We start from the raw sequence: 19900 nt of genomic DNA, 5'->3' as shown, positions 1-19900 counted from the left end.
CGTCGGGAGTGCTCCACCGAGATGATCTTTATGTGATCACGCAGGGTGATGTCGAGCAGGTCCTTTCATGCCCAATTCGGTTGGACAGTAGGAGGGTACCCGCTCTTCCAGAAAAGGATGTTATTCACATAATTTGCCATCTTTGTCAGTTTTCGAGGGGTATCACGAAATCCATGGAAGTTCAACGCGTCCAAATGACGTCTCACCCCGGATTCGACGATCAAGCTTTTGCAGGCTGCGGGCATCCCGCAGGGCACTCCCAGCGTGACCGCGGACCGGCTCCGAGGCAGCCGGCCTTCGAAGCGCGTCGTCCTCCGCGGCACACCGGCCTACGACACGCGCCTGGCCTTTGAGACGCCCCCGACCTGTCCGCGGGCACGGTCAGGCGCGCAGACGCAGGCCCCGCGGGGTCGGATGGAACCCGGCGGCCTCCAGAGCAGCGGCCAGGGGTGAGTCGTTGATGGCGGTGCCGTCGGCCCGCTCCACGGTCAGCTTGCCCAGAGCGCCGTCGCGCACAGCCAGCGCCAGGGCGTCGACGGCGGGCCGGAGACGGTCGTCGTCGGCGAAGGACAGCAGGGTCTTGCCACCACGTTCGACGTAGAGCGCCAGGTGCCCGTCGACCAGCACCACCAGGGCGCCCGCCTTCCGGCCCGGCTTGTGCGACACGTCACCCGGATGGGCGGGCCACGGCAGGGCCGCGCCATACGGGTTGGCCGGGTCGGCCGCCGCCAGCACCACCGCCCGCCTCGCGTCTGCGACCGGCCGCCGTGGGCTCCACGGACCGGCGGCTCCCATGGCCGCGTCCCATGAACCGGTCCCCGGCGCCGTATCCCACGAATCGTCCGGCGACGCCCCGCGCCGCGGATCGGCTTCCGCTTCCGGCGCCGTCTTCCCCGGGTAGGTCTCCGACGTCCCGCTCCACGGGGTGGTCGTGGGTGTCCGGCTCCATGGGTCGGCCGCCGGTGTCCTGGCCTCCGGGCCGGCCGTCGGTGCCGCGTTCCCGGGCGGGGCGGAGGCGGCGCGCATCCGGTCGACGGCACCCGGTAGGGCGAACTGGGCACCCCCCAGCCCGTCGACGAAGTAGCCCCTGCGGCATCGGCCGCTCTCTTCGAAGGCACGCAGCACCGGGTAGACCGCGGCGAACCCACCCGCCAGCCGTTCGGCGACGACCGCGCCCTTGGTCACCACGCCGTGCCGTTCCAGCAGCACCTCCGCCTGAGCGTGTGCCCGCTGGGTCGCGTCGTCCGCCGGGCTGGGCAGCAACCACCAGCGTCCGCCGACCGTCGGCGGTCCGCTTCTGGTCGGCAGCACCGCCCGCCGTCTGCGCGTGGCGGCGGGACGGTGCGCGGGGCGTCCCGTGCCGAGCACCGCCCGCAGTGGCGCCAGCGTGTCACCGGTGATCCTCCCTGACCACACCAGATCCCACACCGCGGCGACCAGCACCCTGTCGTCCAGTACCGAACCGGCCCGGACGGCCAGTTCCCGGAAGAACAGCGCACCCCCGCCGCCAAGGGCCTCCAGCACCGCCTCGTGCACCGGCGTCATGGTGACGGCACCCGGTTCGGGCATCAGCAGCGGCGCGGTCTCGGCGAAGTAGAGCGCCACCCAGCCGTCACCGCCCGGCAGTGACCCCTGCCCGGCCCAGACCACCTCGCCGGAGGAGGTCAGCTCGTCCAGCAGTGAGGGGTCGTAGCCGGACACCCGCGAGGGCAGCACCAGGGTCTCCAGCGCGGAGGCGGGCACCGCCGCCCCCTGCAACTGCTCGATCGCGGACACCAGAGCGTCGACCGGCGGCCTGCCTCGCTGCGGGGAGCCGCTGATGCCGTGCCAGGCGGGTGTGAAGGCCGCAAGGGTCTCCGGCGAGACCGGCTCCACCTCCTTGCGGAGTCTCGCCAGCGACCTGCGACGGAGCATCCGCAACACCCCGGCGTCGCACCACTCCTCGCCCCGGCCACCGGGCCGGAATTCTCCGCTCACCACCCGCCCCGAGGCGGCCAGGCGGCGCAGCGCGTCGGCGACGACCGCCGGGCCGAGGCCGAAACGGGCCGCGGCGGTGTTCGCCGGGAAGGGGGCGCGGGTGCGGGCGTGCCGGGCGAGCAGGTCGCCCAGCGGATCGTCGACCGGCTCCAGGAAAACGTGCGGCACCCCCACGGGCAGCGGCACGCCCAGCGCGTCGCGCAACCGGGCGGCGTCCTCGATCGCCGCCCATTGCTCCTGCCCGGCCACCCGAACCCGGATCGCCCGCCGGGACTCCTCCAGCGCGGCGAGCCACGCCGGGTCACCCCCGCGGACGCTCACATCGTCGGCGAGCAGCGGGCCGTGCGAGCGGAGCAGGTCGGCCAGATCCTCGGCGTCGCGCAACGGCCGGTCGAGCCTGGCCAGCTCGCGGTCGGTGTCGGCGATCACGTCGGGGTCGAGCAGTTCGCGCAGGTCGGCCTGGCCCAGCAACTCGGCCAGCAGGGTCGTGTCGAGGGCGAGCGCCTGAGCGCGCCGCTCCGCCAGCGGGGCGTCTCCCTCGTACATGAAAGCGCCGACGTAGTCGAACAGCAGCGACGCCGCGAACGGCGACGCCTGGGAGGTCTCAACCTCCACCAGCCTGACTCGCCGCGCAGAGATGTCCCGCATGAGCCGGACCAGCCCCGGCACGTCGAAGACGTCCTGCAGGCACTCGCGCATCGTCTCCAGCACCACCGGAAACGACCCATAGCGCCCGGCGACGGCCAGCAGGTGCGAGGCCCGCTGCCGCTGCTGCCAGAGCGGAGTCCGCTTGCCCGGCGTGCGGCGCGGCAGCAGCAGGGACCGCCCGGCGCACTCCCGGAACCGCGCCGCGAACAGCGCCGAGCCGCCGAGCTCCTCGGTGACGATCTGCTCGATCTCGTCCGCGTCGAAGACCGCCACGTCGGACGGGGGATCGGAGAGGGTGTCGGGGATGCGCAGCACGATCCCGTCATCGGAGTGGACGGCCTGCACGTCGACGCCGTAGCGCTCCCGCAGCCGCCGTCCGATCGCCAGCGACCACGGTGCGTGCACCCGTGCCCCGTACGGGGAATGGACCACGACCCGCCAGTCGCCCAGCTCGTCGTGGAAACGCTCGACCAGCAGCGTCCTGTCGTCCGGCACGTATCCGGTGGCCTGGCGCTGCTCGGCCAGGTAGGAAAGCAGGTTGGCGGCGGCGAAGTCGTCCAGCCCGGCCGCCCTGACCCGGTCCAGGGCCCCGGTGCCCGCACCCGCCGCCGACATGTCGCGCAGGAACGCGCCGATGGCCTTGCCCAGCTCCGCGGGACGGCCCGCGGTGTCGCCGTGCCAGAAGGGAAGCTTGCCCGGCTGTCCCGGGGCGGGCGTGACCAGGACCCGGTCGGCGGTGATGTCCTCGATCCGCCAGGAGGTCGCGCCCAGCACGAAGACGTCCCCCACCCGCGACTCGTAGACCATCTCCTCGTCCAGCTCACCGACCCGGGACGCCTTCTCGCCGACCAGGAAGACTCCGAAGAGCCCACGGTCGGGGATCGTGCCGCCGTTGGTCACCGCCAGTCGCTGCGCGCCGGGACGGCCCTGCAGGGTGCCGGTGACCCGGTCCCAGACGATACGGGGCCGCAGCTCGGCGAACTCCTCGCTCGGGTATCGCCCGGCGAGCATGTCGAGCGTCGCCTCCAGCGCGCTCCTGGGCAGCGTCCGATAAGGGGCGGCGCGGCGCACAACGGTCTCCAGCTCGTCGACCGTCCATTCGTCCAGCGCTGTCATCGCCACGATCTGCTGGGCGAGTACGTCGAGCGGGTTGCGTGGATACCGCAGATCCTCGATTTCACCGGTTCTCATCCGCTCGGCCACCACGGCGGTCTGAACCAGGTCACCGCGGTACTTGGGAAAGATCACGCCCCGGGAGACCGCCCCCACCTGGTGCCCGGCCCGGCCGATGCGTTGCAGACCGCTCGCCACACTCGGCGGTGCCCCCACGCAGGCGACCAGGTCGACCGCGCCCATGTCGATGCCGAGCTCCAGGCTGGAGGTGGCGACCACGGCGGGCAACCGCCCCGACTTCAGCGCCTCCTCGATCTGAGCGCGCTCCTCCTTCGAGACCGAGCCGTGGTGGGCCCGCACGATCTCCGGGACCACCCCCTTGGCGGCTCCGGCCTGAGCCATCATCTCCGCCGGGGTCGCGGTCGAGGCGGGCGGGACGGGGAACCCGCCCGCCCAGTGCACCGGCCCGCCCTCCGCCTCCGCGGCACCCTCGGCGGCCTGCCCGACTCCCGTGGAGCGGCCGGACGAACCGCCCTCCGGGGCCCGCCCCCGTGCTCCGGCCCCCGCGTCGACGTCGGTCTGCCCGGTGCCGGGGGACCGGCGCTCCCAGGCCAGCTCGTTGAGGCGAGTGCACAGCCGTTCGGCCAGCCGCCGCGAGTTGGCGAACACGATCGTCGACCGGTGACCGCCGATCAGGTCGAAGAGCCGCTCCTCGACGTGCGGCCAGATCGAGCGCCTCGCCGGAGGCTCGATCAGCCACCGGTCTTCGTCGGGCACGTCGGCGGGCGAAGGGGAGGGAACGGGGGCGTCGAGCTCGGTCATGTCCTCGATCGGCACGACGATGTCGACCTCGATGGTCTTCTCCGCGGGCGGCTGAACCACCACCGCCGGTCGCGATCCGCCGAGGAAGGCGGCCACCTCGCTGACCGGGCGCACGGTGGCCGACAGGCCGATCCGCTGGGCGGGCCGCTCCAGCAGAGCGTCGAGCCGCTCCAGGCTGAGGGCCAGATGCGCGCCGCGCTTGGTGGCCGCCACCGCGTGCACCTCGTCGACGATGACGGTCTCCACCTCACGCAGCGCCTCACGGGCCTGGCTCGTCAGCAGCAGGAACAACGACTCGGGGGTGGTGATCAGGATGTCGGACGGCCTGGTCGCGAACCGGCGTCGCTCCTCGGGCGAGGTGTCACCCGACCGGATCGCCACCGTTATCTCCGGCACCGGGAGCCCGAGCCGCCGCGCGGTCTGCTTCACCCCCGCCAGGGGCGCCCGGAGGTTGCGCTCGATGTCGACGGCCAGGGCCTTGAGCGGCGACACATATAGGACACGGCACAGCCTCGTGGGCCGGTCGTCCTTCGCGCGTGGGCGCCGCCCGGCGCCTTCCGCCCGCCCGGCCGCACCGCGATGCGCGCCGCCGTCACCCGCGCCGTCACCCCCGGTGCCACCGCCGCCCGTGCCGCCCTCACCGGTGCCGCCACCGGTATGAGCCCTCTCGACGTGATCGGCCGCGAGCCGGTCGAGCGACCACAGGAAGGCGGCCAGCGTCTTGCCCGATCCGGTCGGCGCGACCACCAGTGTGTTGTCGCCCCGGGCGATCGACGCCCACGCACCCTCCTGGGCGGCGGTGGGGGCGGCGAACGCCCCGGTGAACCATTCCCTGGTCACCGAGGTGAAATGGTCGAGCGCCCCGTCCGTGTTGGTGGTCTCCTCCATCGCTGGCCTCCTCGCCCCGACTCGACCGGCCACCGGCTGACCGCCCCATACTGCACGGTCCCACCGACAGAATCGCCCGGCCCCGCAGGCGGGGATCCGCCACACCCACCTGCGGCGGAACCGTGCCGGGTGGTCCGGGGGAAAACCCGGCCGGGGCGATACCGCCATCATGGCCTGACGTTCAAGATAGGTTGGCTCCCTCTCGTCACGGAGATAGAGCCTGACGAACACACGATGCATTGAGCGGTGAACGACGATGAGCATCGACTATCCGGCCATCGAGGCGACACGCGAGCGGATCAGGGCCCAGCACCTCAGGGAGCATCGGCCGCCCAGCAGCGCCAGAGGGCTGCACCATTTCGCGCTGATCTCCTCGGACGTCGAGGCCACGATCGCCTTCTACCAGGACCTGTTGGAGTTCCCCCTCACGGAGATCTTCGAGAACCGTGACTACCGCGGCTCGAACCACTTCTTCTTCGACATCGGCAACGGGAACCTGCTGGCCTTCTTCGACTTCCCCGGCCTGGACCTCGGCCCCTACAAGGAGATCCTCGGCGGGCTCCATCACGTCGCCATCTCCGTCGACCCGTCCACCTGGGAGCGCCTGCGCGGCAAACTGGAGGCCGCCGGCGTACCCCACCAGGTCGAGAGCGGCGCCTCCATCTACTTCGCCGATCCCGACGGCGCCCGTCTCGAACTGCTCGCCGATCCCCTCGGCGAGATGTACGGATCCCACGTCATCTGACGGTGCGACCGTGGTGAAGCGTCTCCCGTGTGCGCTCGGCCGGTCATCCGGCCCCGTGGTGTTCCCGGCCGGTCCGGCGGCCCCGGGCCGGAGGCGCTCGTCCGCGCTCACCGGACGCGGCGGACGGCCGCCGCACACCGGGGACGGACCCATACTTGGGTCATGCGCCTGTCCGAGTTCTGGAGACGGATGAAACTGCACTTCGGTGACCAGTACGCCGAGTCGTGGGCCCGTGACTACGTCATCGCCGAACTCGGGGGCCGGACGGTCGTCCAGGCCCTGGCCGACGGGATCGGGGCCAAGGAGGTCTGGCAGGCCGTGTGCAAGGTGACCGAGGTCTCCCCCAAGCTGCGCTGAGTTTTCCCGGCCGGAGCCGAGTTCCGCTGTGCGCCGTGTGCCGGGCCGCGGGACGCTCCGGCGTCGGCACGGCCCGGTCGGAGCGATCCGGCGAGGCGGGTCTTTCACGTGCGCGGTCCTCACGCAGGTCCCGCATGACCGTCTTCCGGACCGTCGCCCCCCGGGGCGCCGGGAGAGTCGGGAGGGCCGTCTCCCGCGAGGCCGTCCGCCGGGTCGAGGAGCCTGCTGATCATCTCGGCTGTGTGCGCGGGATCGGCGGCGTCCTGCTGACCGTCCGGTGACCACAGGAAGAACCAGCCGTCCATCGCGGGGGTGGCGAAGACGACCGTCTGCCGGAGGCTCCCCGGATGCCACACCCATAGGACGGGAGCGGTGGCTCCGACCTTGCGGCTGGTCAGCCCCCGGTGCCGGAGTTCGGCCGCCAGGGAGTCGAGATGGACGAGACGCTGCTGCAGGAACGCGTTCGGCACGCCGGGCACCTCGGAATCGTTTTGCCCTCAGGATCACCTCCGGGCGGGCGGGCGGCAACGGATCCGGGGGGTGCTTGAGAATGTCGTCCGCGAGACGAATCCGTTGCCCCGGCGGTACGAGGCGGCCCGCGGGCGGGATCCGGTCAGGAGTCCGACCGGCGGGCACCGGACCCCGCCCAGGGTTTTCGCAGGAGCCGTCTCCGGGTCCCGGCGAGGGTCGCCTTCGTGTTCCGGCGGGAGTCCGCGCCGGGTTCCGAGGTCCGTCGGGCCCGGTGTGCCGACCGGCGGCGATCGAACAGTCGTTCGGCTATATTGAACAGGCCACCACTCCTGGCGTGCCCTCCCGAAAATGTCGGTGGCACACCGTAGCTTTCTGGCAACCGATCCAAACCGCGACCTCCAGGGGGGCTCCCATGGCATCCAACGACCGCGAGAAGGCGCTCGAGACCGCGCTCGCTCAGATCGAGCGGCAGTTCGGCAAGGGGTCCATCATGCGCCTGGGCGACGAGACCCGGGCGCCCATCGAGGTGATCCCCACCAGCTCCATCGCGCTCGACGTGGCACTCGGCATCGGCGGGTTCCCGCGGGGCCGCATCGTGGAGATCTACGGCCCCGAGTCCTCGGGTAAGACGACGGTCGCCCTGCACGCCGTGGCCAACGCCCAGCGCGCCGGCGGCATCGCCGCCTTCATCGACGCCGAGCACGCCCTCGACCCGGAGTACGCCCAGAAGCTGGGCGTCGACACCGACGCTCTGCTCGTCTCCCAGCCCGACACCGGTGAGCAGGCGCTGGAGATCGCCGACATGCTGATCCGCTCCGGCGCGGTCGACCTGCTGGTCGTCGACTCGGTCGCGGCCCTCGTGCCCAAGGCCGAGATCGAGGGCGAGATGGGCGACAGCCACGTCGGTCTTCAGGCCCGCCTGATGTCCCAGGCGCTGCGCAAGATCGCCGGTGCGCTCAACAGCACCGGCACCACCGCCATCTTCATCAACCAGCTCCGCGAGAAGATCGGCGTCATGTTCGGCTCGCCCGAGACCACGACCGGTGGAAAGGCGCTGAAGTTCTACGCCTCGGTCCGGCTCGACATCCGCCGCATCGAGACGCTGAAGGACGGCACCGAGGCGGTCGGCAACCGCACCCGGGTCAAGGTCGTCAAGAACAAGATGGCTCCGCCCTTCCGGGTGGCCGACTTCGACATCCTCTACGGGGTCGGCATCTCGCGTGAGGGCGGCCTGATCGACATGGGTGTCGAGCATGGCTTCGTCCGCAAGTCAGGCGCCTGGTACACCTACGAGGGCGACCAGCTCGGCCAGGGCAAGGAGAACGCGCGAAACTTCCTGCGTAACCACCCCGACATGGCCAACGAGATCGAGAAGAAGATCAAGGAGAAGCTCGGCATCGGTCCGCGCCTCGACAACCCCGCGACCCCGCCGGCCGCACCCGCTTCCGCCGCCGCTCCGGCTCCCGCAGCTTCCGGCCGCGGTTCCAAGGCGGCGGCCAAGCCGGGTGACGCCTGATCTCGGCTGAGCGATGACAACGGGTCCTGATCCCGGTCCGGCCGGTGCGGCCGGATCGCGAGACTGGGGTGCCTGGCCCGATGAGCCGGAGACGGCTTCGCGATCCAGGGTGACCCCGCGGTCTGAGGCGGCCTCTCCCGGTACGAACCGATCTCAGGAGCCAGGCGCAAGCCGGTTCCAAAGACGCCGGGAGAGCAGGCCGCTCCGGAAGGGCACACCAGGCGCGGAGAATGTGTCAAGTGCGGAAAACGCGCCGCGTCTGGGAGACATACCCGGTTTGAGAAGTGCTTCGAGTTTGGGAGGCATCCCGGGCCTCGAGGGCGGCTCAGACGCGGAGGGTGCTTCGAGCCTGGGCGGTGCTCCACGCCCGGATGGCATGCCGGGCTCGACGGAAGACAGGCCACGAGAAGGAAAGGCTCGCTCGTCCCGGCGCGGGACCCGCCGATCGCGGGGCGGCTCTCCGGGGTTCCTGCCCGACGGCCCGGCCGACGAGGGGTCCGCGGCCGGCCGAGGGCCGGATGCCGACCCCCAGGCGGTGGCACGGGCGATTTGTCTGCGGCTGTTGACCATGGGTCCGCGCACCCGGGCCCAGCTGGCCGAGGCACTGCGCAAGCGTGAAGTGCCGCAGGAGGCGGCCGACGCGGTGCTGGAACGCTTCTCCGAGGTGGGGCTCATCGACGACGAGGCGTTCGCCGCCGCATGGGTGAGTTCACGTCACGCCGGGCGTGGCCTCGCCCGCAAGGCGCTGGCCTCCGAGCTTCGCCACCGCGGTGTGGACGAAGACACGGTGAAGGAGGCGGTCGAGCAGGTCGACCCCGAGCAGGAGGCTGAGACGGCCCGCCGACTGGTGGAGCGCAAGCTCCGTGCGACGCGTGGCCTGGATTCCGCGGTCAGAACCCGCCGGTTGGCCGGCATGCTCGCCCGGAAGGGATACGGCCCCGGATTGGCCTTTCGTGTGATTCGAGAGGCTCTGGAGAACGAAGAGACGGAAGACCCCTCAATCTCCGCTGACCTGGACCATCCGTTCGACTGACTCAAGGCAGCTGACGCAGGTCTTTGCTTGCTCGTTACCTCTCTGACGCTTAACCTCAACGGCAGTGAGGAGTTACTCCGCGCCGTGCGGATTGTCATAGCGGTGTATTACGGGCAAGTAGGTTTGGCGGATAAGGAGGGGAGCGGCAGACCGGTTGGCGTAGCCGGTGTGCGGTCTCGCCTGGATTGACATCTGTCCTGATGGTGCCGCCGCTTGAGCTTTCCGTGCCGTGTGTGTGACACCTCGTGTGCTTGATATTTGCGACGCGAGGAAGGTGGGCCACGCATGGACCCCGGTGTGGTCGTCATGTTGGCAGTGGCGGTTGTGGCTCTTGCCGTGATGACGATAGCCGTTTCGGTCGTGCTCCTGCGTCGTGTCGGCGCAACCGGCGGCAGGCTCAAAGGCCCTACCGTTGAGCAGGAGGCCCAGTTCCAGACCTTGCTCGACGAGGCCAAACGTGAGGCGGACGAGATCCGCGCCAAAGCTGAGGGCGACGCCGAAGAGCTTCTGCGCCGTTCGGAGGCGGCGGTCGAGGCTGCGGCCGAGACGCGTAAGGAGGCCGAGGCCGAGGGCCGGGTGCTGAAGTACGAGCTCAAGGAGCTCCGGGCCGATCTCGAACGCCGGGAGCATCGACTGGCCGAGCGCGAGCAGCGTCTCGACGAGGAGGCCAGGCGCCAGGCCGAGCGGGCCCGCAAGCTCGCCGAGACGGAGATCGAACTGGCCGATCGCCGTGAGGAGCTCGAACGGGTCGCCGAGGAGCGCAAAGCCGTCCTGGAGCGGGTCGCCGGCCTCACCGGCGACCAGGCCAAGGCGGAGCTCGTCCGGGAGATCGAGAACCAAGCCAAGCGCGAGGCCGCCTTGATCGTCCGGGAGATCGAGAGCCAGGCGCGTAAGGAGGGGGAGAAACGGGCCACCAAGATCGTCACGTTGGCGGTGCAGCGTGTCGCCACCGAGCAGACCGCCGAGTCCGTGGTCAGTGTCCTCCACCTACCGGGTGACGAGATGAAGGGCCGAATCATCGGCCGGGAGGGGCGTAACATCCGCGCCTTCGAGTCCACCACCGGGGTCAACCTGATCATCGATGACACGCCTGAAGCGGTGTTGCTGTCGTGCTTCGACCCGGTTCGCAGGGAGACCGCGCGACTGACCCTGGAGAAGCTGGTCCTTGACGGCCGCATTCATCCGCAGCGTATCGAGGAGGCTCACGAGCGCAGCAAGGCAGAGGTGCAGGAACTCTGCGTGCGCGCCGGTGAGGACGCCCTCATGGAGCTCGGCATCACCGACATGCACCCTGAGTTGATCACTCTGCTCGGCCAGCTGCGCTACCGCACGTCCTACGGCCAGAACGTGCTCGGCCACCTCATCGAGTCCGCGCACATCGCGGGAATCATGGCGGCCGAGCTCCGGCTCGACGTGCCGCTCCTCAAACGTTGCACGCTTCTGCACGACATCGGCAAGGCTCTCACCCACGAGGTCGAAGGCAGCCACGCGCTCATCGGCGCCGAGATCGCCAGGCGGTACGGCGAGCACGAGGATGTCGTCCATGCCATCGAGGCCCATCACAACGAGGTGGAGGTCAAGACCGTCGAAGCCGTCCTGACTCAGGCCGCCGACGCGATCAGCGGCGGCCGTCCGGGGGCCAGGCGTGAGTCGCTGGAGGCATACGTCAAGCGGCTGGAGCGCCTGGAGGAGATCGCCACCTCCTACGACGGGGTCGAGAAGGTGTTCGCGATGCAGGCCGGCCGGGAGATCCGGGTCATGGTGAAGCCTGACGCGGTCGACGACATCCAGGCCCAGGTGATCGCCCGTGACGTCGCCAAGCAGATCGAGGAAGAGCTGACCTATCCCGGTCAGATCCGCATCACCGTCGTCCGTGAGTCACGGGCCACCGAGTTCGCCCGCTGACCCCGGTTCGTCGTGCTCGGTACCGGGGTTCGTCGCCTCTGGCTCTGGTTTGCCGTCTTTGGGCTGGGGGTTCGTTGTTCTTGGTTCTGGGTGTGCCGTCCCTGGCCCTGATTTGCCGCCCTTGAGCCAGGGGACGTCGTTCTCGGCTCGGGGGTGTGCCGCCCGCGGCCCTGGTTCGTCGTTCTCGGCTCGGGGGTGTGCCGCCCGCGGGTCCGGTTCGTCGTTCCTGGCCGCGGTCGCCCTTCCCGGTACCGCTCGGTGGTCCTGGTCCTGTCCGCCGCTACTGACCCACGCTTCGGCATCGTCGCTCCGGCACCGCCGAAGCGTGACGAGACCACTGAAGCGTGACGAGACCGCCGGATCTCAGCTGTGGAAGATCTGCTGGTAGAAGGCGAGTTCGGTGGCCAGGGCGGCGCTGCGGGTCTCGGCACGGCGGAATCCGTGCGCCTCGCCCTCGAACGTCAGATAGGTGCAGGGCACTCCGCGCTCGGCGAGGGCGTCGGCGAACGCCTGCGACTGGGCCGGAGGAACCACGGGGTCCGCGAGGCCCTGGAGGAGCAGCATCGGGCAGGTGACCCCCCCGACCTGGGCGAGAGGCTCACGTGCGGCGTACAGGGCGGGGTCTTCGGGGCCGATCAGCCATTCGACGTAGTGCGACTCGAAGTCATGGGTGGTGGTGACGAACGGCGCCAGCGAGCTCACCCCGAAGTAGGAGACGCCGCCGGCGAACACGTCGGACGCGCAGCAGGCAGCCATGACCGTCCACCCGCCCGCGCTGCCGCCCCGGATCGCGATGCGCGCCGGGTCGGCCAGGCCCTCGGCGGCCAGCCATTCGGCGGCGCCGACGGCGTCTTCGACGTCGACCACGCCCCACTGGCCCTTCAGCCGCTCGCGGTAGGCGCGGCCGTATCCGGTGGAGCCTCCGTAGTTGACGTCGAGCACGCCGATGCCCCGGCTGGTGAAGAACGCCTTCTCCAGATCGAGCGCTCCGGTGCTGTGGCCCGTCGGCCCACCGTGCACGAACACGACGTACGGCGGGGCGCCCGTGCCGCGTGCCCGCGGGTGTGTCGGCGGATAGAGGTACGCGTGCACGAGGCGGCCGGACCGGCTCTCCATCCGCAGGGCCCGGGGGCGTGGCAGGTAGGCCGCCTCGGGCAGCTCGTCGACATCACGGCGGAGCTCCTCCACCTGCCCGGTGCCGAGGTCGATTCGGACGACCGAGCGGGGTGACGTGGGACCGTACCCGATCCCGGCGATGGCGCGGCCGTCGGTGGCCAGCACCGGGAGCCAGCCGTCGTAGCGGACGTCGAGGTCGCGCAGCACGCCGCGGTCGGGGTCGAGGACACCCAGGCGCAGGTCGCCCTGTCCGTGCAGGACCGCGAGCCTGCCATCGGCCAGCTTCGCGTACGGTGCGCCGCCGAGTTGCCACAGTGGTCCGGCGAACTCCTCCTCGGCCGGGTGGAGGGCCTGCGGCGGGGAACCGTCGATCCCGGCCCGGTAGAGGTTCCACCAGCCCGACCGGTCGGAGACCAGGTAGAGGGTGTGGTCGTCTCGCCAGCTCGGTGCGAGCACCGACTCACCGGGACCGCCCGCGATCGTCCGGCAGGCGCCGTCGGCCAGGCGGAACACGCGCAGCTCGGTCCCGTTCCACGGCATACGCGGGTGATCCCAGCAGACGAACGCCAGGTGTGCGCCGTCAGGTGAGATCGCGAGGGAGGCGTAGAAGTCGCTGCCGCCGACCCGTTCGCGTGGTTCCCGCCGGGCCGCGTCGTCCCCGCTATCTGCACCCTCCGCTGCGTCTCCGTCGTCTCCGGCGTTCCGGTCGTCTCCGACGGTCTCGCCGTCGCCGCGGTTCCCCTCGTCCTCGCTGTTCCCGTCATCCCCGCCGTCCTCGGCGGGCAGCGGAATCGACACGATCGAACGGCTCACCGTGCCGTCCGGGTGGTGCCGTTCCCGTACACACCAGATCTGCCCGTCGTGGAGGATCATCTCGGCGTACCGGAGCGCGGCGGGCTGGTCGGGCTCCGGCGTGAGAGGGTGCGGCTCGCCGTCGGAGGGCAGCAGGTAGAGGCGCTGATCGGTGAGGTTGGCGAACACCACGCCCCGGCCGGGCACGACGGCGTACGACTGCCCGCCGTACTCGTGGACCCTGGTCCTGGCGCTCCAGGGTGCCCTGAGCAGTTCGCGGCGGGTGCCGTCGGCCCCCCGGTGCATGATCGTGGTCCGGCCGCCCTCGGCGGGGCGGTCTTCGGTCCACCAGACCTCATGGCCGAGCACCGTCGGGAAGCCGAGGTGCAGCCCGGAGCGGGCGACGTCGGACGTGGAGACCGGCGAAGGCCAGGTGGCGTACGGTAGGACGACCTGCTCGGGGGACATGGCGTAATCCTGCCTGATAACCCGGCGTGTGTCGCCGGTATGACGCTCACATCGAGCGAGACTCGTGGCCGGTGGCCGGAGCAAGTGCAACAAACCCGAGCGAAGGGGTGTCCCGGTGTCCGCCCGGATTCCCGCGGCTGTGGCGTGGATCCGCCACAGGCCGCACGAGCCTCCCCGGCGCCGCCGTTGCCGTTCGCGGCCGATCTTCCGCGGCTCGGAGGACGTGTCCTTCCCGGCCCTCCCGGGTGGGGCGGCAAGGGTGCCCCACCCGGCTGTCCCGCCCGGTCATGACGCTGTCACATCGTGGGTCTCTTCGGATGTCCTTCGACCGCGTCCGATGAGTCGGGATGGACGATCGGCTGGGCGATCGCTTCGACCGCGCTCGGTGAGCCGGGGCGGGCGATCGGCTGGGCGGCCGTCTTCCTGCTGCGGCGGCTGCGCCGCTCCAGCCAGACGGCGACGGCGCCCACGGCCAGGTTGATGATGATGTAGACGATCGCGATGACGATCACCGACGGGATGATGTTGTTGAAGTTGGAGGGCAGCACCCGTGCCCCCGCGTTCAGCAGATCTTCGAAGGACACGATGAAGCCCAGGGCGGTGTCCTTCAGGAGCACGACCAGCTGCGCGACGATCGCCGGCATCATGGCCGTGACCGCCTGCGGCAGCAGGATCATCCACATCACCTGGCTCTTGCGCAGGCCGATGGCGAGCGCGGCCTCCCCCTGCCCCCGGGGGACGGCCAGGATGCCCGCCCGCACGATCTCCGCCAGCACCGAGCCGTTGTACAGGACCAGGCCGACCACCACCGCGGTGAAGGGCGTCACGGTGAGCCCGAAGATCGCGCTTCCGCCGAACATCACCGCGAAGATCATGATGAGCAGCGGGATGGCCCGGAAGAACTCGACGACCGCCCCGGCCGCGAGGCGGATCACGGCGTGTTCCGAGAGCCGGGCGATGCCGAAGACGAACCCGAAGGGCACCGCGATCAGGGAGGCGACCGCGGCCGCGGCGAGGGTGTTCAGCAGGCCGGGCACGATCAGGTTGACCCACACGTCGCCGCGGAGGAAGGGCGTCCACAGCGCGGGGTCGAGCTGTTTCTTCTCACCGAGCTTGGTCACCATCACGTAGACCGCGAACAGCACGGCGAGGATGACCAGGACGGTCAGTACGTTGTTGCGTATGCGTGCCCGGGGGCCCGGGACGTCGTAGAGGACGTTCATGGGATCGGAGCCCTGGACGCGTCTGCGCGCCGGCCGCCGTTCGCCGGTCACCGCGGTCATCGGATCACCGCCAGGCGCTTGGAGAGCCAGCTGAACAGCAGGCCGGTGGGCAGGGTCAGGACCAGGAAGCCCAGCGCGAACCCGCAGAAGATCGGCACGACCGCGTCACCATGCCTCTCGAACAGCGCCTTCATCGTCAGGGACGCCTCGGTGACGCCGATGGCCGCGGCGATCGTGGTGTTCTTGGTGAGCGCGATCAGGATGCTGCCGAGCGGGGCGACCACCGCGCGGAACGCCTGCGGCAGCACGATCAGTCTCAGGTTCTGACCGAAGGTGAGCCCGATCGCGCGGGCCGCCTCGGCCTGGCCGACGGGCACCGTGTTGATGCCCGCCCGGATCGCCTCGCAGACGAACGCCGCCGTGTACGCCGACAGGCCGATGATGGACAGCCACATGTAGTTGGTGGACAGGCTCGTGGAGAACGAGACCTCCAGCACCGTGCCGAGGCCCAGCCCGCAGAACACGATCACCAGCGTCAGCGGGGTGTTCCGCACGACGTTCACGTACACCGTGCCGACTCCGCGGAGCACGGGCAACGGGCTGACCCGCATCGCCGCGAGGATCGTCCCGAGCACCAGCGCCACCGCCCCGCTGGCGAGGGTGAGCCGTATCGTCAGCCAGAAGGCCTGCAGGATGACCGGGAATTCGTCGATGAGTGCCTGCACTCATTCCTCCAGTGGTCACCGGCCGGGGCGTCCGCGAGCCCCGGCCGAGGGGTGACCGGATCAGTAGCGTTCGACGGCCGGCGGGTTGGCGAAGAACTTCCCGAACTCGCCGAAGTTGGCGTCGACGGCCTTCTTCCAGCTGCCGTCCTGGAACATCTTCTCGATGGCCGCGTTGATCTTCTCGCGGGTGTCCTTGTCCTCCAGCTTCACGCCGACGCCGTACTTCTCCTCGGAGAAGGTCTTGCCGACGAGGCGGAACTTGCCGGGCGACTGGGCGGCGAAACCGGCCAGGATCGTCGCGTCGGTGGAGATCGCGTCGACCTGCTTGTTCTCCAGCAGCGGCAGGCAGGCGCCGTAGCCCTGCTGCTCGGTGAGGTACTGGTCCTTCCACGCCGCGCCGAACTTGTCCGCCAGGCGCTGGGGCGACGACGAGCCCTGGGCACCGCAGACCTTCTTGTTCTTGAGGTCCTCGACACTGTTGATCGTCGTGTCGTCGGCGCGGGTCAGGATGTCCTGGCCGGTGACGAGGTACGGCCCGGCGAAGGCGACCTTCTTCTTGCGGTCGTCGGTGATCGAGTAGGTGGCGATCACCATGTTGACCTGACCCTGCTGGATGAACGACTCACGGTTGGCCGAGATGGCCTCCTTGAACTCGACCTTGTCGTCCGGGTAACCGAGTTCCTTGGCGATGTACTTGGCCACGTCGACGTCGAAACCCTTGAAGGAGCCGTCCGGCTGCTTCTGGCCGAGCCCCGGCTGGTCGAACTTGATTCCGACGACGAACTTGTCACCGCCACCGCCGCTGCCGCCGCCACAGGCGGAGAGGCCGGCGACCGCCGCGGCTGCCACCACCACGGCTCCAATACGACGCATACGCATTTTCGCTACCTCGTTCTTTCCTCAGGGGTGAGCCGTCAGTGAGTGAGGATCTTGGAAAGGAAGTCTCTGGCCCGGTCGGTCCGGGCGTTGGTGAAGAACTCGTCGGGAGTGTTCTCCTCCACGATCTGACCCTCGGCCATGAAGACCACCCGGTTCGCCGCGCGGCGGGCGAAGCCCATCTCGTGGGTGACGACCATCATGGTCATACCCTCCTGGGCCAGGCCGATCATCACGTCGAGCACCTCCTGGACCATCTCCGGGTCCAGCGCCGAGGTCGGCTCGTCGAACAGGATCATCTTGGGATCCATGGCCAGGGCACGGGCGATGGCCACGCGCTGCTGCTGACCGCCGGAGAGCTGCGCGGGATACTTCGACGCCTGGGCTCCGATGCCGACCCGTTCCAGCAGTTCCATGCCCCGTCGCTCGGCGACGTCCCTGGCGGTGCCGCGGACCCTGATCGGCCCGAGCGTCACGTTCTCGAGGATCGTCTTGTGCGCGAACAGGTTGAAGGACTGGAACACCATCCCGACCTCGGACCTGAGCCTGGCCAGTGCCTTGCCCTCCGCCGGAAGCGGCCTGCCGTCGAAGACGATCGTGCCCTCGTCGATCGTCTCCAGCCTGTTGATCGTCCGGCACAGGGTCGACTTGCCTCCGCCCGAGGGGCCGATGACCACGAGGACCTCGCCCCGGGAGATCGTCAGGTTGATGTCGCGCAGGACGTGCAGGCTGCCGAAATGCTTGTTGACACCTTCCAGCACGACAAGTGGAGTCTTGTCCCCGTTCTCCGTCATGCTGCACAACGTAATTCTGTAAAGGCCACCTCGGGCTAACCCTGGGGTACCGATCAGATCACGGCCGTCTCACGCCTTGGTCATCGAATCTGGCTCAACGCGGCCGGGTCGAGGGTGAGCTTGAACGGTTCGGTCAGGTCGACGGTCGTTCCTGCGGCCACGCGATGAATGAGCTGGTATTCGCCGGCCTCGTCAAGTGAGTACGTGAAAATCACCGGAAGCTCGTCGGATCCCTGTCCACGGAACGGCCGCATCTCGACGCGCCAGAAGTGAGGGATGCCAGCCTCGGCATATTTGGCGTGTTTGACGGTCCGGTCGGTGGCAGTGGTGGACTTGGAGACGATCTCAACCACCAGATGGACCCATTCGGGCAGGGCGACTTCGGCTCCGTCTTCGAACGGTGCCAGCTCTACCACCATCAGGTCGGGGATCACCCCGGGCTTGTGGTCAAGGAGGAGGCCCGTCGCGGTGACGGGGATCATCTCTTCCGGTGCCATGGTCTCCAAATAGGTCTGGAGCCGGTCTCCGATGCGCTGATGTCTGAACGGTGGGGCGGGGGACACGATGAGGCTCCCGTCGATGAGCTCGTAACGACCGCCGTCATCGCGGGAGTTGAGCTCGAACCACTCTTCGACACTGAGCTCACCGGGCGTCTCCCAGACGCTCGTTTTCGGCGCCGCCTTCTTGTGCGGCTTCCTGGCCTTCACGGGCGCCTCCGAGGTCTGCATGAGCATTGCCATCGTGGCTCACCACTCTCAGCGGTCGGACGAGTCTCATTCTCGCATGTGGCTCTGGAGCCCCAGGTTAGCCACACCTTTCACTCTTCGTAACTGATTCATCACTGAATCCTCGGAAGGTAGGCGTCGTCCCCGCGGCTCGGCGGAGCGCCTACCCTTGTCTGTGAGATGACTGCCACCGTGGAGAGCGCCCGCACGTACGAGGTACGTACCTACGGGTGCCAGATGAACGTGCACGACTCCGAGCGCCTGTCGGGCCTGCTGGAGGACGCCGGATACGTTCCGGCCGCACCGGGCGAGACGGCCGACGTGGTCGTGTTCAACACCTGTGCCGTGCGGGAGAACGCCGACAACAAGCTCTACGGCAATCTCGGGCACCTGCGACCCGCGAAGGTGGGCAACCCCGGCATGCAGATCGCCGTGGGCGGCTGCCTGGCGCAGAAGGACCAGGGCGAGATCGTCCGCAGGGCACCCTGGGTGGACGTGGTGTTCGGCACCCACAACATCGGCTCGCTGCCGGTGCTGCTGGAGCGGGCACGCCTCCAGCAGGAGGCCCAGGTCGAGATCAGGGAGTCGCTGGAGACCTTCCCGAGCACGCTGCCGACCAAGCGGGAGTCCGCCTACGCGGCATGGGTGTCGATCTCGGTGGGGTGCAACAACACCTGCACGTTCTGCATTGTGCCGTCGTTGCGCGGCAAGGAGAAGGACCGTCGGCCGGGCGACGTGCTCAACGAGGTCCGTACCCTCGTCGGCCAGGGCGTGCTGGAGGTCACCCTCCTCGGCCAGAACGTCAACACCTACGGGGTGGAGTTCGGCGACCGGCTCGCCTTCGGCAAGCTGCTGCGGGCCTGCGGCGACGTCGAGGGCCTGGAGCGGGTCCGCTTCACCAGTCCGCACCCGGCCGCGTTCACCGACGACGTCATCGCGGCCATGGCCGAGACGCCCAACGTGATGCACCAGCTCCACATGCCGTTGCAGTCCGGCTCCGACCGGGTGCTCAAGGCGATGCGCCGCTCCTACCGGGCCGAGCGTTACCTGGGCATCATCGAGCGGGTCCGTGCGGCCATGCCCGACGCGGCCATCTCCACCGACATCATCGTGGGTTTCCCCGGCGAGACCGAGGAGGACTTCCAGGCCACCCTGGACGTGGTGCGCGCCTCCCGGTTCGCCAACGCCTTCACCTTCCAGTACTCCATCCGGCCCGGCACCCCCGCCGCCACCATGGACGACCAGGTGCCCAAGGAGGTCGTGCAGGAGCGCTACGAGCGGCTCGTCGCCCTGCAGAACGAGATCTCCTGGGAGGAGAACCGCCGGCAGGTCGGGCGGACGGTCGAGGTGCTGGTCGCCGAGGGTGAGGGCCGTAAGGACGAGGCGACCCACCGCATGTCCGGCCGGGCCCCCGACAACCGCCTGGTCCACTTCGCCCCCGGCGCCGAGGTGCCGCGTCCGGGCGACATGGTGAGCGTCGAGGTCACCTACGCGGCACCGCACCACCTGGTGGCCGACGGGCCCGTGCTGAGCCTGCGCCGCACCCGCGCGGGCGATGCCTGGGCGGCCCGGCAGGGCGTCGCGGCGGGCACCGGTCCGGGAGTCATGCTCGGTATGCCCTCCATCGGGCGTCCCGCGCCGCTGCCCCAGGTCTCCGGCTGCTCCGTCACGCGCTGACGACTTCGCGGTGGCCGGAGCCCGCCCCG

Annotated in this window: 14 protein-coding genes; 6 read left to right on the top strand and 8 right to left on the bottom strand. The window is 69.7% G+C overall.

From position 1 onward, the window contains the following. Window positions 1–381 precede the first annotated feature (381 nt). On the bottom strand, window positions 382–5448 hold the full coding sequence (locus F4562_RS09050; RefSeq protein ID WP_246473391.1) for an Lhr family helicase: 5067 nt from the start codon (window positions 5446–5448) through the stop codon (window positions 382–384). Window positions 5449–5704: 256 nt separating this feature from the next. Here F4562_RS09050 and F4562_RS09045 point away from each other — a divergent pair, with 256 nt between their 5' ends. Next, window positions 5705–6193 carry a VOC family protein gene (locus F4562_RS09045; RefSeq protein WP_184542533.1) on the top strand — a complete coding sequence of 163 codons (489 nt, stop codon included), beginning with the start codon at window positions 5705–5707 and terminating at the stop codon, window positions 6191–6193. 162 nt (window positions 6194–6355) lie between these two features. Continuing rightward, window positions 6356–6550, top strand: a complete 195-nt coding sequence (locus tag F4562_RS09040) for a DUF3046 domain-containing protein (protein WP_184542531.1) — start codon at window positions 6356–6358, stop codon at window positions 6548–6550. Window positions 6551–6669: 119 nt separating this feature from the next. Here the strand turns inward: F4562_RS09040 and F4562_RS09035 are convergent, their stop codons facing one another. After that, the gene (locus tag F4562_RS09035; RefSeq protein ID WP_184542529.1) at window positions 6670–7020 is read right to left on the bottom strand and encodes a hypothetical protein; all 351 of its coding nucleotides are present in this window, start codon (window positions 7018–7020) and stop codon (window positions 6670–6672) included. Between the two features lie 413 nt (window positions 7021–7433). Here F4562_RS09035 and recA point away from each other — a divergent pair, with 413 nt between their 5' ends. From recA to rny, 3 genes are all read left to right on the top strand, one after another. Next, the gene (recA, locus tag F4562_RS09030) at window positions 7434–8537 is read left to right on the top strand and encodes a recombinase RecA (RefSeq protein WP_184542527.1); all 1104 of its coding nucleotides are present in this window, start codon (window positions 7434–7436) and stop codon (window positions 8535–8537) included. A 13-nt stretch (window positions 8538–8550) separates the two neighbouring features. Then, window positions 8551–9570 carry a recombination regulator RecX gene (recX, locus tag F4562_RS35730; protein ID WP_260315988.1) on the top strand — a complete coding sequence of 340 codons (1020 nt, stop codon included), beginning with the start codon at window positions 8551–8553 and terminating at the stop codon, window positions 9568–9570. A gap of 339 nt (window positions 9571–9909) precedes the next feature. Beyond that, window positions 9910–11475: a ribonuclease Y gene (gene rny, locus F4562_RS09020; RefSeq protein ID WP_246473389.1), complete on the top strand. Its 1566-nt coding sequence runs from the start codon at window positions 9910–9912 to the stop codon at window positions 11473–11475. 363 nt (window positions 11476–11838) lie between these two features. Here the strand turns inward: rny and F4562_RS09015 are convergent, their stop codons facing one another. The 6 genes from F4562_RS09015 to F4562_RS08990 form a co-directional block, all read right to left on the bottom strand. Further along, window positions 11839–13851, bottom strand: a complete 2013-nt coding sequence (locus tag F4562_RS09015) for a S9 family peptidase (RefSeq protein WP_184542520.1) — start codon at window positions 13849–13851, stop codon at window positions 11839–11841. Window positions 13852–14147: 296 nt separating this feature from the next. Next, window positions 14148–15134 (bottom strand): amino acid ABC transporter permease, encoded by a 987-nt coding sequence (locus F4562_RS09010; protein ID WP_184542518.1) that lies wholly within the window; start codon window positions 15132–15134, stop codon window positions 14148–14150. Continuing rightward, the gene (locus tag F4562_RS09005) at window positions 15131–15799 is read right to left on the bottom strand and encodes an amino acid ABC transporter permease (protein ID WP_184542516.1); all 669 of its coding nucleotides are present in this window, start codon (window positions 15797–15799) and stop codon (window positions 15131–15133) included. The genes F4562_RS09010 and F4562_RS09005 overlap by 4 nt, the downstream gene beginning before the upstream one ends. 60 nt (window positions 15800–15859) lie before the next feature. Further along, window positions 15860–16678 carry a glutamate ABC transporter substrate-binding protein gene (locus tag F4562_RS09000; RefSeq protein WP_184542514.1) on the bottom strand — a complete coding sequence of 273 codons (819 nt, stop codon included), beginning with the start codon at window positions 16676–16678 and terminating at the stop codon, window positions 15860–15862. A 35-nt stretch (window positions 16679–16713) separates the two neighbouring features. Further along, window positions 16714–17469, bottom strand: a complete 756-nt coding sequence (locus F4562_RS08995) for an amino acid ABC transporter ATP-binding protein (protein ID WP_184542512.1) — start codon at window positions 17467–17469, stop codon at window positions 16714–16716. Window positions 17470–17549: 80 nt separating this feature from the next. Beyond that, window positions 17550–18209: a Uma2 family endonuclease gene (locus tag F4562_RS08990; RefSeq protein ID WP_184542510.1), complete on the bottom strand. Its 660-nt coding sequence runs from the start codon at window positions 18207–18209 to the stop codon at window positions 17550–17552. A gap of 165 nt (window positions 18210–18374) precedes the next feature. Here F4562_RS08990 and miaB point away from each other — a divergent pair, with 165 nt between their 5' ends. Then, a complete protein-coding gene (gene miaB / locus F4562_RS08985) occupies window positions 18375–19871 on the top strand; it encodes a tRNA (N6-isopentenyl adenosine(37)-C2)-methylthiotransferase MiaB (RefSeq protein WP_184542508.1) in 1497 nt (498 codons plus the stop codon). Window positions 19872–19900: the final 29 nt, after the last annotated feature.

This window comes from Streptosporangium becharense, from assembly GCF_014204985.1.
Taxonomy (GTDB): Bacteria; Actinomycetota; Actinomycetes; order Streptosporangiales; family Streptosporangiaceae; genus Streptosporangium; species Streptosporangium becharense.
Note: the sequence above shows the minus strand (reverse complement) of the source record. Positions and strands in the feature narration are given on the sequence as shown.